A 14,048-nucleotide genomic window follows, 5' to 3' on the forward strand; every position below is an offset into this window, starting at 1 on the left:
TGAATACAGCGAAATTGTTATTCAATACCTGATGAAATAATGTTTTGACCTGCAGTCTTTTGCTACCAGACTCATCTCGAACAACTGCGATACAGGAAGTGTCCTGGTTTGAAAGTAGGCACCTATGCGCAATACAGGGCTAATGCTTGCAATCGCAGTGGCATTTACCTATGCGGTCTTTGCCGGATTCATGGTCACGCTACTGAGCGATGAGGTGACAATTCCAGATGCAACACAGCTCAGGGTTAGCGGCGATACAAGCACAACTAATGGTGCCGGACTACCGGCCCTGGTTCACGACGTGGCCAATTCGACTGATGCTGTCATTGTTCGTGAATCCATTGATTTACACGATCCAAGCTTGCGTCATTTTTTCGTTGAACTTGGGGACTCTGAAAGCACGGTGGCCTCATGGTTCGAAGACGGTTACCCGGGCTTCAGCGCCGGACAGTCTACGCAGATACACGATGCCAGCGAACTTCTCGGAGTTGATCCTCGTGGAACTTACTACACGTTGGGGCCTTCCGAAGCCGCCGAAAAAGTTGCGCGTACCTTCACTGATCTTGGGTATACCGTGGAACAGCACGAAGCGGGATCAATCGCAGTGTTCTTGCTTGAGGGACCTTTTGCTTTCTCTACCCTGATTGCCGCGTTGCTTGTTGCCTTATTGGTAGGAATCGCCGTCACGACGAACGTAAAGTCCTACGCGATTCAAAAGCTACATGGTGCCCAGAAACGCCACGCGATCCTTCGAGATCTCAAGGACGTTCTCATGGGTGTCTTGCTCTTTGTCTTGTTGGTCCTCGTTGCGACCATCGTCTGGTTGTGGTTTTACAATAGCCTCAACCAACTCGGCAACATGATGCGGGCTACAGGCCGGATTTTTGCTGTGGCGCTGATGCTGACCCTCTTTATCCACTCGGCGACCTTGGCGGTTGTATGGGATCAGAAGATTCTACAAGGGGTCAAAGGAAAACTTGGATTCAAGATTGCGGTACCGGCCGCGTACTTGGTCCGAGTTCCCGGATTGCTGCTTGCAGTGTCTACGTGCGCTGCCGTGGTTGTATCGGCTGGAGCATTAGCAAATGCCGCGGATGCCCGGAGCTCAATGAACGCCGCGGGAAGTGCGGCCACAATTCGATTTGAAGGTAACAACCCGGCAGGAACAGAGCGGCTCGCTATCGCTTCGGGGGCGTGGCTGAAGGAAGAAGATGCAGCGGGACGGACCATCCTCGCGCTTCCAGAAACACTGGATGATGACAAAGCCACGGCTTACGAACTGCTGCTAGTGAACAACACCTATTTGCAGTTGAATTCAGTTCTTGATCCATCTGGACAACAAATTGCGCCGGTAGATGCAGGTCAGGTAAAGGCCTATCTCCCCGAAGGTTCATCTATGACACAAACTGAGATCAATGATTTCTTGGGTCTTTCAGCTGGGAACCACTCCAAGCAAAACGTCCATCTCGAATTTTCTGGCCTCAAGACCGGACAATCACATTTCCTATATGAGCCGCATCCGGATGGCTCACAGTATCCATCTGAACTCACGGATTCCGTCGTCATTGTGGTCCATCCGGAATCGGGGTTCATGAGCGACGATGACTACATGGCTGCCGCGAGTCGCGGGCGAGTGTTGGTTACAGACGCCGAAGTCGCAGCCGAAAACACACCTGACGAATTCCTCGGCTCATGGATCGCCGCATATACGCCAGTGGCACAGTCTGCGGCATCGGAATACTCATTGCGGATCTCGGACCTGAGAACCACGGTAGCGCTGGCGCTAGTCTCACTGATGGTGCTGCTCGCAACAGCGGTAGGTATGGCGCAGATCCATGTGCGAGGTAATGCGCAGACAATCCTCGTGCGCTATTTGCATGGGTGGAAGTTCTTCACCACCCACAGCTGGCTGCTACGCGCCGAAGCGATCATGTTTGGTGCAGTGTGCTGTTGGGCGGCAGTCCGGTGGCTCTATTCCTTCATTTCACAGCATTCGGGGTCTGCTCCAGCAGCAAACCATGGGACGAACAATGCCCTGCTGGTATGGGAACCCTGGATACTCTTGGCGCTCGCCGTAATAAATCTCGGGGTGCTGGTTGGCCTGGTTCATCTCCGCACACTTTCCATGATTCGCACTCGCTCGGAGGAGACCGCATGAGCAACATCCTGATTTGGGAAGCTACCAAAAAATACGGAGATCGAGTCCTTTTTGAGAACCTCAGCTTGGAAGTTCCCTCCGGGCAATTGACGGCGCTTACCGGACGCTCGGGATCTGGCAAGTCGACCTTGCTCAATTGCATTGGGCTTTTGGAAGATTTGAATCACGGAAAAATCGAAATCGGCGGCCGCAGCATTTCGCGGTTGAACGCAGAACGGCAACGCCTGTTCCGTCGGGATGCACTCGGTTATTTGTTCCAGGACTACGCGCTGATCGAGAACGCGACAATCAACGAAAACCTAGTAGTCGCCCTGGCCGCACGAGGGAGAGCGGCTGTGCGATCCGCAGATTTCGAAACTGCTTTGGAACGAGTGGGGCTTGGCGGACGTGGAAAAGAACTGGTCTACAAGCTGTCCGGTGGTGAGCAGCAACGTATTGCATTGGCGCGCCTGGTGGTGAAAAAGCCTGCAGTCGTTCTGGCCGACGAACCTACCGGAGCGTTGGATGCGGCTAGCTCAGCCATGGTGCTCGCTGAGCTGCAAAGGATCGCTGAGGAGGGTGCCGCTGTCATCGTGGCAACCCACTCCAAGGAAGTTGTGCAGTCCTGCTCTGGCTACATTTCCCTGGACTAGTCTTGTCGGCGCTTGCCGGCCGGCGAACCGGGGTTCGTCGACCGGCGAACAGTTGGAGCTAGCCGCGTTCGTAGGGTTGCTGCAGTTCGGTTACCCAGTTTGCTTGGTCAGGCGTATCGGAGCGCACGTAGACCTCTCGGCAGGGACCGTTGGGAACACCTTGGCGCGCCAGGATTTCCTGATGCACCGCCTGCCAACTTTCATGGATGCGATCCATGGGTCCGAGATGCACGCCGCACACTGCCGTGGGCGAGGAAGGGAGTTCCACGATGTCGAAGAACTCGGTTTCTTCTCCCGAGTACTCGTATCCGGCAACCACCTGAATTCCTTCCTCCACCGCACGGTACTGCGCCACGGGCATGCCCGGAGCAGCGTCGTTCAGTGCATCAGCCACAGCATCAAACATCTTGCCAATGACGTTGGCGATCTCTGGTTGTTCGCTGACGGTGGTTGTTTGCGCCGCGAGCCGAAGCGCCGTAAGGGGTTTTTCGATGATTTCAATGCGGGACATGAGATTCTCCTGTTCAATGAGCGCCAGGCGCCGCTCCACGTCTGACAGTCGAGTTGTCGCCAGTTGGTGTTCCGCTTCGACTTCGGCTTGACGCACGCGCAGCAGGGCCGCAATGCGGTCGGCATCCACTCCCTGATCTAAAATCAGCGAGATATCTTCCAAGCCAAAACCAAGCTGCCGCAGCGCAACGATCCGGTGCAGGCGTTCTAGCTGCGCCGGATCATACGAGCGATAGCCGCTGAACTCGTCCACGTCGGCGGGCACAAGCAGCCCGGCGGTGTCCCAATGCCGAAGCATCCGGTGAGTCACCTGACCGATCTGCGCAAACGCCCCAATGGATAACATGCTTTAAGTTCTCCGCCCTGACACCGTGTGAGAGTCAAGCCCTCGGTTAGTTCTGGGGCTATTGTTGCACCGTGTCGGGTGCCATTGGCGATTCCTGGGTCCGGTAATTTCCCGGAATGTACAGGTCGCTTAGCTAGAGCCATTGGATACTGCAGCGCTAGGCGATAATCTTCGAAGGTGAAGACGCCTCAAAAAACCGTGCGCGATCTCAACCTCGCTCGAATCCTCTGGGCGCTGGTCACCCTGGGCGCTATTTTGGCCACTTACGCAGACACCGCATCGCGAGGCCCGGTGCAAGCGATGAATTTCTTTGGCTACTTCACGATCCAGTCGAACCTGATTGTGGTAGGCGTCGGGCTCGTCGCCGGGGCGATGGACCTAGCCAAGGGCGCCGCGGTGCCACGCTGGGTTGTAGGCCTGCGGGCCTTGGCCAGTATGTGCATGGTGGCCGTCGGGCTGATCTATATCACCTTGCTGGCACCCTTGGGAGCTGCCGGCGGGGTGCCGCTGCCGTGGGCGAATTGGGTGATGCATATTCTCGGCCCAATCCTGGTTCTGGCCGATTGGCTCTTGGCTAAGGAGCGGAAGGCCTTGCCCTACACGGCGGTACCGGTGCTCCTGCTTTACCCGCTGCTCTGGACCGGGGTGGTGCTGGTTCGCGGGGCCGTCGATGGGTGGGTCCCCTATCCCTTCCTCGACCCGGATCAGGGATACGGAGTCATCGGCTTGTACGTTGTTTCCATTGCCGTGGCCTTCGCGGGAATAGCCTTTCTCGTCGTCGCATATGGCCGGCGGGGACGACACCGTGACGCTGAGCTCGAGATTCCCTAATCGTTTCGGTAAACTTTGGTCGTAAGAGCCCCTAACTCTTACATTGAGCCCATTGGGCCAAGTGAGAAGTACAGGGGCATATTTTTTGCCCGGCACCGTGCCGGGACGGCGTGAAGAGCGCCGCAACCGCTGCTTTATGCAAGGGGGAGGATCCCATGCCAGCAATCGTGATCGTCGGAGCCCAGTGGGGCGATGAAGGCAAAGGCAAGGCTACCGATTTGCTCGGTGGACACGTCGACTATGTAGTCAAGCCAAACGGCGGCAACAACGCCGGGCACACCGTGGTCGTCGGCGGTGAGAAGTACGAGCTCAAGCTCCTTCCAGCCGGCATCCTGTCGCCAAATGCCACTCCGATCATCGGCAACGGTTGCGTGGTGAACCTCGAAGCGCTCTTCGAAGAAATCGATGGCCTCGAAGCCCGCGGCGCCGATACCTCGAAGCTGCGCGTTTCGGCCAACGCCCATCTGGTGGCTCCATACCACCAGACCATGGACAAGGTCACCGAGCGCTTCCTGGGCAAGCGTGCCATTGGCACCACCGGCCGCGGCATCGGCCCCGCCTACATGGACAAGGTCGGACGCCTCGGCATCCGCGTGCAGGACGTCTTCGACGAGTCGATCCTGCGCCAGAAGGTCGAAGGCGCACTGCGCCAGAAGAACGAACTGCTGGTGAAGATCTACAACCGGCGCACCGTGATCGTCGAGGACATCGTGTCGTACTTCCTGTCCTATGCCGATCGCCTGCGCCCGTTGATGATCGATTCCACCTTCGAGCTGAACAACGCGCTGGACGAGGGCAAGGTGGTGCTCATGGAGGGCGGCCAGGCCACCTTCCTGGACGTTGACCACGGCACCTACCCGTTTGTCACCTCCTCGAACCCCACCGCAGGCGGCGCCTCGGTCGGTTCGGGCATCGGCCCGACCCGCATCAGCCGTTCGATCGGCATCATCAAGGCCTACACCACCCGCGTGGGCGCAGGCCCTTTCCCCACCGAGCTGTTCGACGAGATGGGGATCTACCTGCAGACCACCGGCGGCGAATTCGGCGTGAACACCGGTCGCCCGCGCCGTTGCGGCTGGTACGACGCCGTGCTTGCCCGTCACGCCTCGCGCGTAAACGGTTTCACCGATTACTTCGTGACCAAGTTGGATGTGCTCACTAACATTGAGCAGATTCCGGTCTGCGTGGCCTATGACGTTGACGGAGTGCGCCACGACGAGATGCCGATGACGCAGACCGAGTTCCACCACGCGAAGCCGATCTTCGAATACTTCCCGGGCTGGACCGAGGACATCTCCGAGGCGCGGAGCATGGAAGATTTGCCAGAGAATGCGCGCAACTACATCCTGGCCCTGGAGAAGATCAGCGGCACGCGGATCTCCGCCATCGGCGTGGGTCCGGACCGCGATCAGACCATCGTGCGCCACGATCTGCTTAAGGATTAATTCCTAGACATTTGGGAGCCGTCGCAGTTCATTGATTGATGAACTGCGACGGCTCTTTTTTCGTGCGCTCGAACCTAAGACGTGTTGGTAGTGGGATTCAGTCACCCCAAGATGAAGTTCTAGGATTGGATGGCGGGCTTCGTGGTTTCTCCGAACATGCACACCCAGCCCGTGGGTGGATCAAGAAGAAACTCGAATTCCAGAACAGATTACTGTCAGCGGGCATTACCGGGCACGAGGCCGGGCAGGTTCTGGCAGTCCGCAAACGAGGTACGGCAACTTTCATGGTCCCGGGTGGCAAGCCTGAACCAGGCGAGTCTCCTCTCGATGCGGGCGTGCGCGAAGTGAGTGGGGAACTGGGGGCCAGCTCCCTTTTCGCTAGGCACTTGGCGGAGTGAGCCGGCCGATGCGTTTTCTGGTGTCATCGGCAACGTCGAGGATCATGGGGGTGAACCAGCCTTCTGCGCGCGATTGCTCGATGAGCGCCGGGAGCGCATCAAGCATCTCTCCCAGGGCGGTACGGATCTGCCTGGCGGCAATTTTCGAAGGGACACCCCAGGAGGCCGCTTCATCCATCAGATGCCTTCCATTGACCTCGTCGATGTGCGCACCGGCGCCTACGTGCAGGGACAGCTCGCGGTCGGCGTGCGCCCATGCGGCGGTGGGGACCACATCGTAGGCCGGCGCCAGTCGCACGGTTCCGCGGTCGATGGTCAACCCGATGTTCCGGGCGTGCATGTCGCAGTTCCCCAAGGCCAGATTCACGGTCAGGTATTTGAGCAGCAGTTCTCGCTCTTGCGGAGGATTTGAAGCGTTGTCGGTGAGGACCTGGGCGATTAGCTTCAGCGTGGGGGAGTTCTCTGCGGGTTTCTGGTACTTCTGCTTCATGCCGAGCGCTTGGCAGAAGTCCTCCTGGTGGATGCGCCGCACCGGTTTGGATTGGGCGTCGCGGTCGTAGCGTTCAACCAGGATTGCTTTGCGGCCTTGGACGGTGATGACTTCGGCGGCGGCGGCGATTTGGCGTTTGGAGCGGCTCAGGCGCACGGAGGCTTCGACCAGTCTCAGGCCGAACAGTTCCAGCTCGGCGATGGACGGCCATTGTTCGGTGCCGTCTTCATTCAGCCGCGCGGGTTTGAGGATGTGGGTGGTGGGACTGCCGTCCAGGGGCATGCCGATGCGGGGTCCGTCGCGGACTACGAGCAGCTTGCCTTGGAGTCCTCCCAGGCTCACCCGGATGGAGCTGTCGATGCCGATGCCCAGGGGTGCTGTGGGCAGGCTGGCGATGGCTTTGGCCAGTTCCTCGTCGGTGGTCCAGCGGATTTTGTGCGGTTCGTTGTTGGGCTCTTCGCCCAGGGGGAGCACTTGGACGGCGCCGGCGCAGTCCTTGCCGTAGGCGCCGAGCATCATGAAGGTGTCCTCGTGCGGGATTCTCGCCTTGTCGGCGAGCATTTTGCGGACGTCGTCTTCTGGCAGCAGGCCGTCCAGGAAGTGGACGCATTCGACCCAGGGGTAGGGTTCTTCCCGGATGGGCAGCTTGGTGGACAGCAGTGCGCTGCTGTTTTGGGCTTCGGGGGTGTACTGCAGGGATATGGTGCCGAAGCCGTGATCGGTGATGGTGGCCGTGTGCACTCCGTCGAACCATAGTGCCAGTTGCGGGTCTGCCACGTCAGCTCCTCTTGACTCGGTGGTGGATGCTGCGGGCGTTGCGGGCCATGCTGTTGCGGATGGCGTTGGTTTCGCCGGAGTGGCGCGGGGCGATGAGCAGATCCAGGCCGAGGAGGGACATGATTTCGAGCAGGATGTTGGCGTTGCCGAGCTTGCCGTTTTCGATCGCGCTGATGGTGTTGCGGGAGATGCCGAGCTGGTCGGCGACGTCCTCTTGGCTCAGTCCGAGGTCGATGCGCTGTTTGCGCAAGGTGCTTCCTATGGCTTTGGGGTCGTTTCGCATGCGCCCGCCTTTCTCTTAAAGCCCATTTTATCGTGAATTAACCCCAATGACATCATAATGTACTGATTTTTGCGTTTTAGTAGGTCGGTGACTCTAATGAGCAGAATCTTGTGCATTAGTGCATGGTGAGCATTAACGCACAGAAGTTTGGTCTTTAATCGCTGTGCGCCGCTAAAGACCAAAAAACTGCGCATTACCGCTAAGGTGCCACAAGGCCAGCACCACCAGCAAGCTGATCATCATGGTCACCGTGGCAATCATCATGCTCGGCCTAGGGCAGCTGCCGCACCTACTATTTCAGGTGATGAAAATATGAGCATTAACGACAGATCGGAAATAAAGGGTTTCAATTTGGCGGGATCGATAAAGATGCCGAGATTCCAACGCTGCAAAACTGCCGTTTCCAAGTTCCCGTACGGCAAAGACGCGTCCTGCTGAATTGTGAACTCATAATTTCATGGCCCTCCTGGATTCCTGCGCAGCCTATTCCGTGGCGCTGGATGTCGAATAACAAAACAAGCCCCGTGCTCAGCGACGTTCACGGCTGAGCGCGGGACTCGAATACGAGGGTTCGCCCCGATGCTGCCTACTGGTCTAGAGTGCTGACTCCTGTGCCGTAGTGCTGGCCGGAGCGTCCTGGATCTTGCCTGCTACTCGTTGATTCCAATGCTCGATGACCTGCGCCGAGGTGGGTCGGGTGAGCAGGGAGACGATCACGAAGGTCAGCGCTGAGGCAATTAGTCCGTAGTAGATCGGCTCATTTGCGTATACGCCGGCGAATTTTTCCTCGGCCTGGATCTCCAAGACGATCATAGTGCCCAGGGTGACGACTGTACCGGCCGCCATGGAGACCGCGGCGCCGATGCCGTTTCCGCGCTTCCAAATCAGCCCGCCAATGATGGCGACCAGCAGACCGCCGACCAGAATGTCATAGGCGATGGTGAGTGCAGCGACCACATCATCAACCAGAATCGCCAGCGAGACCGTGACTATGCCGAGGAGCAGGACCCAGATGCGGTTTGCGCGCACGTCATGCTCCGGATTTTCGTCGGAGTTGGCCTGGACGGTCTTGCCGAACCAGCTGGCAACAAAGGGTGTGACGTCGGCGCGTGCCACGGTGGCCGCGGCGATCAATGCGCCGGAAGCGGTTGACATCATCGCAGCCACCGCGGCGGCCATGACCAAGCCGCCGACAGCAACCGGAAGCAACTGGGTTGCAACCTCGGCATAGACCACATCCTGGTTGGAATCTGCCCCAGCGATGTCCGGTAGGGCTACCCGGGCAGCCATGCCGATAATCGCTCCGGCAGCGCCATAAATGATGCAGTAGATCCCGGCGGTGGTGCCGCCCCAACGGGCTACCTTGGGAGTTTTCGCGGTGAATACGCGTTGCCAGATGTCTTGGCCGATGAGCAGCCCAAGGGTGTAGACGACAAAGTAGGTGATGATTGACTGCAACCCGATGCCGGTGAAGCTGAAGAACTCGGCATCTACTCGTTCGCGGATGCCAGCCATTCCGCCGGCTGCGTTCAAGGCGAAGGGCAGCATCAGCAAGAAGATGCCGATCGTTTTGATGATGAACTGCACCTGGTCTGCCAGGGTGATTGACCACATGCCGCCGATAGTCGAGTAGACCACTACGATCGCGCCGCCGATGGCGATGGCGTGCCACTTCTCCCAATCGAAGAGCACCACGAAGATCGTCGCGTACGCGCTGGTGGATGTCGCGCAGAGCATCAGGGTGTAGGCGAGCATGACCATGCCCGAGGTATTGGTGGCCGACTTGCTGCCGTAGCGCAGGGTCAGCATTTGCGACACCGTGAAGACCTTGAGCCTTTGCAATGTCGGCGCGAAGCAGAGCGAGAGCAGGATGACTCCGGCCCCGATGGCGACCACCAGCCACATTCCCGAGATGCCCCATTTGTAGCCCAATCCGACGCCGCCCACGGTGGAGGCACCGCCGAGCACGACGGCCGCCATGGTGCCGGTGTAGAGGAAGGGGCCTAGCCGACGTCCGGCTACGAGGTAGTCGCTGCTGTTCTTGGTGCGCGATTTTCCCCACCATCCGAAGAGCAGCATTGCCGCCAAATAAGCTGCAACGATTATTCCGTTGATGTATTCCATGAAGGTGGCCTGTGTTCTGTGAGGGCGGGCAATCGAGATTACCGTAAGTAAACTTTTGTTGTTCTACAGGCTATTGGTGATAGCGGTGTGTCGTCAAACACATGAAGCTTGCCCGGTGGTTGTTTCGACAGTTGCAGGGTATTCGAGACGCGGCCCAGCCAGCTGCAGGCAAGCCGAGGTGCGACTCGTCTGATTTATCCTTGGTTGTTGTGATGGAACACACTGACTTGCCTGTCGTAATTTTATGGACAATTTGACGAGCGATATGCATGATCGTTGGGCAACGTGTCATATTTGCGTAGCAATCCATGGATCTTGTGCGATGCTGCGTGGACTCGAGTACTGTTTCACGACGACGCAACGTTGCATCCGGTGCCTCTGTGGCACCTTTTTTCGTATGAGCGTCCCCCCCCGATTTTTCGATAGAAAGACGCCTAAAAGATGAGTGAAAATGGTCAGCCGTCGACAATGAAGTCGGCCGGACACGTCATTGTCGACACCCTTGCAGCCCATGGCGTGGAACGCGCCTACGTCGTACCGGGCGAAAGCTACCTCGACGTCCTTGACGGCCTGCACCACTCGGCCATCGACACCATCGTCTGCCGCCATGAAGGCGGAGCCACTTATATGGCCGAAGCCGACGGCAAAATGCACCAGCGCCCGGGAATCGCGATGGTCACCCGTGGCCCGGGTGCCGCGAACGCCCATGTCGGTTTGCACACCGCGTGGCAGGACTCCACTCCGCTGGTGCTCTTCGTGGGACTGATTCCCTTCGAGCACCGGGGCAAGGAGGCCTTCCAGGAATTCGATCCGAAGGCCTGGTTCGGTACCGGCGCCAAGCGCGTGATGATCCTGGACCATCCCGATCGAGCCTCGGAAATCGTCGCCGAAGCCATGTTCGCCGCCATGTCCGGCCGCCCCGGCCCGGTGGTGGTCGGACTGCCAGAAGACATCATCACCCGGCAGGTGCCTGCGGAGGTGCACCCTGCGATCCCTGTCGCTACCGGCGGCATGACCGTCACCGACTGGAAAGCGTTGAACGAGGCGCTGCAGGAAGCCGATAAGCCGCTGTTCATCTTCGGCGGCAACGACTGGTCCCATGAGGGGGCGGCAAACTTCACCAGCTGGCTCGAAGAGCACGACCTGCCGGCCGCCGCCGAATGGCGTTGCGAAGGAACCGTGCCGTTCAACTCCCCGTCTTATGTGGGGCCCATCGGGTACGGCCGTCCCAAGCCCACCTATGACCTGCTCGAAGAAACGGACCTGCTCATCTTCGTAGGCACCGTGCCCGGAGATGTGATTACCGACGGCTTCAACATCCGCCAAAACTGGGATAAGAAGAACTTCCTGGTGACTATCGACCCATCGCTGCGTGGCCGTTCGGGGCCCGTCTCGCACCAGATCGTGGCCAAGCCCGACGTGTTCGTCCGCGACCTGATGCTCATGGACCTGAAGGTCAAGGACTCCTGGCGCGCATGGACTGGCCGCATGCGCGGCGAGCAGGAGAAGTTCGCGCTACTGCCTTCGGCGGTTCCGGGGGAGGGCCAGGCCCGGATGGCAACTCTCATGGCCAACCTGGTCGAATCCCTCCCGGAAGATGCCATGGTGACCTTCGGGGCTGGCGAGCACACCAACTGGGCGCATCGCTACTTCCCCACCAACGGCTACGCCTCGATGCTCTCGGCGCGTAACGGCTCGATGGGTTATTCCATCCCCTCGGCGGTGGCCGCTTCGCTGTCCTACCCGGGACGCCGCGTGGTCACCATAGCCGGGGACGGCGAATTCATGATGAACGGCCAGGAACTGGCGACCGCCACCCAGTATGGCGCCACCCCGCTGGTTATCGTCATGGACAACCAGCAATACGGCACCATCCGCACCCACCAGGAACGCCACTACCCGGGCCGGGTCTCCGGCACGCAGTTGCAGAATCCGGACTTTGCGCTGATGGCCCAGGCCTTCGGCGGGTACGGCGTGCGCGTCGAAAAGGACGCGGACGTTCCCGCGGCAGTCGAAGCGGCGTTCGCCGCCATCGACGGAGAGAAAACTTTCGCGTTGATCCATTTGATCGTGGAGCAGGGCGTCAAGGCCTACTAGGCGGCTCCAAGTCGCAGTGCTCAGCGAGTGCCCGGCGGCGCTCGCTGAGTGCTTTAACCCCTGCCCTGTACCCGGAAATCGGCCTCCCGATCGATTCGAGAGCTGCCGCGGAGGACCAAGCGGCCTGCCGTTGGCGCGGCCTGCAACCCGGGCAATGATAAATCCCACTCCTATCGCCTTGGCATGCCCGGTGGGACGGTTTAAGCTGAATTCCTACGGAATACGAGAGCAATCCAATCCCAACCCACCAAGGCGGAGAATCAGATGGCACAAATGAGCGAAGAGCTCATTGAGCAGTGGGCCGATGCCACTGCCGAAATCTACAACGAATCCCTATCCGGCATCTCGCTGACCCGAATGCCGGGCGCCGTAGGGCAATACATTGAGCTATTTGCACAGAGTGAAAACCTGACCTTCAATCGGGCGGCCACTCCACTTGACTACTTTGAGCGCCACCCATTCCTTGCGGTGACAGCGATCCTGAACAACGACGAAGCGCTGGAAGCGCTCGACGATGATCAGCAGGAAGCCTTGGACGAGATGGTGGGCTTCACCGAAGCCTGGTACAACTTCGACCAGGAGCAGGAACCCGAATTGGGAACCTCCGAAGCCGATGACGAGGACGACTGGTAAACCCAGATCCCCACGCACGAAGCCGATCTGCCCATGGTTCGCCGTGGGCGGGTCGGTTTTTTGCTCGCCGAAACCGGCAGGCCGGAGCGGAAAAATGGATCCTGCTATTTCCATATCGGATGATTGGTGGGACGATGCCGTTATGAGCCAGTTCAGCGTCTTTGAAAGCACCGTGGTGATTCACCTGCCGGTGCACCGCGTCTGGGAACTGCTGACCGACTGGGCGGCCACCCCGTTATGGATGCCGGGCATTGCCACCATGCATTCCGACGACGTGCAGCTACGCGTAGGCACGCAGCTGATATATCGGGTAGGCAAGCACGAGCGCCACTACCGGATCCACGACCTGATCGAGAACCGCCTGCTGGTGGCGCACACTTCCGAAAATCCAGATGGCCTCTCCTACCGTTTTGATTTGAAAGATGATGCCGGGTACACCGAAGTGGTGCTCCAGGTGGCGGTGATCAATCCGGATCTCACCGTTGAGCAATGCGAAGAGCTTGCCGCCTCGGTGCGCGAGGCGGAGGGAGATATGCTCGATCAGCTCAGGCTCTACGCCGAGCAGGCGCCGTAGCAGAACCTATTGGCTGTGCGGCATGCTGCGCTTGGCATAGGCCTTGGAATCCTTGAACTCGGTTCCGGCGAAAAGCTGCTCGACGGTCACCAGGGTGTAGCCCGCCTGCCGAAGTTCTTCCACCAGCTGCGGCACGGCCTGGACCGAACTTTCGTGGATGTCGTGCATCAAGATGATGGAGCCGGGGTTGACTTCCTCCATGGCTATTTCCACGGTCTTTTCCGGGTCATGATGCTGCCAGTCCATCGTGTCCACATCCCACAGCACCAGCGGGTAGGGCACCAGCCGGTCATAAACCGCGCCGTGGGAGCCATAGGGTGGCCGGAGGATATCGGGGCGCACCCCGGCGGCCTCCTCGATTGCTTCCTCGGTCCACTGCACCTCCTGCTCGATGCCTTCGGCGGTCAGCGTGGTGAGATCCTTGTGGTCAAAGGTGTGGCTGCCGATCTGGTGTCCCTCTTGGACCATGCGCTCCAGGGTTTTCGGGTGCTTCTTGACGTTTTTGCCCAGCACAAAAAAGGTGGCCGGGGTGTGCTGCGCGCCCAATTCGTCCAAAAGCCTGTCGGTGAACTCCCCGGGCCCATCGTCAAAGGTCAGCGCGGCGCACTTGGTGGCCGCGCAGTCCACGGCTGCGGGGCTTGGCTCGGCGGGCGTCGGCTGCGCCGCAGGCTGTGCGGCGCAGCCGGCAAGCAAGGCGATGGCGATAGCCAGCACGGAAAAGCGGTAGCCGCGGCGGGAGAACGAACTCAT

At 59.2% G+C, this 14,048-nt stretch carries 13 protein-coding genes; 8 read left to right on the forward strand and 5 right to left on the reverse strand.

From position 1 onward, the window contains the following. Positions 1-142 precede the first annotated feature (142 nt). A complete protein-coding gene (locus CQ015_RS08350) occupies positions 143-2,158 on the forward strand; it encodes a hypothetical protein (protein WP_146114038.1) in 2,016 nt (671 codons plus the stop codon). After that, positions 2,155-2,790: an ABC transporter ATP-binding protein gene (locus CQ015_RS08355; RefSeq protein WP_105649845.1), complete on the forward strand. Its 636-nt coding sequence runs from the start codon at positions 2,155-2,157 to the stop codon at positions 2,788-2,790. The genes CQ015_RS08350 and CQ015_RS08355 overlap by 4 nt, the downstream gene beginning before the upstream one ends. A 58-nt stretch (positions 2,791-2,848) precedes the next feature. Here CQ015_RS08355 and CQ015_RS08360 read toward each other — a convergent pair whose 3' ends face one another. Further along, positions 2,849-3,646, reverse strand: a complete 798-nt coding sequence (locus tag CQ015_RS08360; protein WP_105649846.1) for a MerR family transcriptional regulator — start codon at positions 3,644-3,646, stop codon at positions 2,849-2,851. 177 nt (positions 3,647-3,823) lie between these two features. On the opposite strand from CQ015_RS08360, the gene CQ015_RS08365 reads away from it, so the two are divergent. The 3 genes from CQ015_RS08365 to CQ015_RS18930 all read left to right on the forward strand — a co-directional run bounded on the left by CQ015_RS08365 (position 3,824) and on the right by CQ015_RS18930 (position 6,320). Then, positions 3,824-4,477 (forward strand): Pr6Pr family membrane protein, encoded by a 654-nt coding sequence (locus tag CQ015_RS08365; protein WP_105649847.1) that lies wholly within the window; start codon positions 3,824-3,826, stop codon positions 4,475-4,477. A 155-nt stretch (positions 4,478-4,632) separates the two neighbouring features. Continuing rightward, positions 4,633-5,922 carry an adenylosuccinate synthase gene (locus CQ015_RS08370; protein ID WP_105569790.1) on the forward strand — a complete coding sequence of 430 codons (1,290 nt, stop codon included), beginning with the start codon at positions 4,633-4,635 and terminating at the stop codon, positions 5,920-5,922. A gap of 38 nt (positions 5,923-5,960) precedes the next feature. Continuing rightward, positions 5,961-6,320 carry an NUDIX domain-containing protein gene (locus tag CQ015_RS18930; RefSeq protein WP_181150379.1) on the forward strand — a complete coding sequence of 120 codons (360 nt, stop codon included), beginning with the start codon at positions 5,961-5,963 and terminating at the stop codon, positions 6,318-6,320. Here CQ015_RS18930 and CQ015_RS08380 read toward each other — a convergent pair. The 3 genes from CQ015_RS08380 to CQ015_RS08390 form a co-directional block, all read right to left on the reverse strand. Continuing rightward, on the reverse strand, positions 6,301-7,587 hold the full coding sequence (locus tag CQ015_RS08380) for a HipA domain-containing protein (protein ID WP_105649848.1): 1,287 nt from the start codon (positions 7,585-7,587) through the stop codon (positions 6,301-6,303). The genes CQ015_RS18930 and CQ015_RS08380 overlap by 20 nt on opposite strands. Before the next feature lies 1 nt (position 7,588). Continuing rightward, positions 7,589-7,870 (reverse strand): helix-turn-helix domain-containing protein, encoded by a 282-nt coding sequence (locus CQ015_RS08385; RefSeq protein ID WP_096285740.1) that lies wholly within the window; start codon positions 7,868-7,870, stop codon positions 7,589-7,591. Between the two features lie 594 nt (positions 7,871-8,464). Next, a complete protein-coding gene (locus CQ015_RS08390) occupies positions 8,465-9,994 on the reverse strand; it encodes a sodium:solute symporter (RefSeq protein ID WP_105569788.1) in 1,530 nt (509 codons plus the stop codon). Positions 9,995-10,435: 441 nt separating this feature from the next. On the opposite strand from CQ015_RS08390, the gene CQ015_RS08395 reads away from it, so the two are divergent. The 3 genes from CQ015_RS08395 (at position 10,436) to CQ015_RS18935 (ending at position 13,298) form a co-directional block, all read left to right on the forward strand. Then, the gene (locus tag CQ015_RS08395) at positions 10,436-12,091 is read left to right on the forward strand and encodes a thiamine pyrophosphate-dependent enzyme (RefSeq protein ID WP_105569787.1); all 1,656 of its coding nucleotides are present in this window, start codon (positions 10,436-10,438) and stop codon (positions 12,089-12,091) included. Positions 12,092-12,355: 264 nt separating this feature from the next. Beyond that, entirely contained in the window at positions 12,356-12,724 is a 369-nt protein-coding gene (locus CQ015_RS08400) for a hypothetical protein (RefSeq protein ID WP_105553544.1), read from the forward strand. A 142-nt stretch (positions 12,725-12,866) separates the two neighbouring features. Beyond that, entirely contained in the window at positions 12,867-13,298 is a 432-nt protein-coding gene (locus tag CQ015_RS18935) for an SRPBCC domain-containing protein (RefSeq protein ID WP_176484155.1), read from the forward strand. Between the two features lie 6 nt (positions 13,299-13,304). On the opposite strand, the gene CQ015_RS08410 is transcribed toward CQ015_RS18935, so the two are convergent. Then, on the reverse strand, positions 13,305-14,048 hold the full coding sequence (locus CQ015_RS08410; protein WP_105649849.1) for a polysaccharide deacetylase family protein: 744 nt from the start codon (positions 14,046-14,048) through the stop codon (positions 13,305-13,307).

The sequence above is a fragment of the Arthrobacter sp. MYb221 genome (assembly GCF_002979835.1).
GTDB lineage: Bacteria > Actinomycetota > Actinomycetes > Actinomycetales > Micrococcaceae > Glutamicibacter.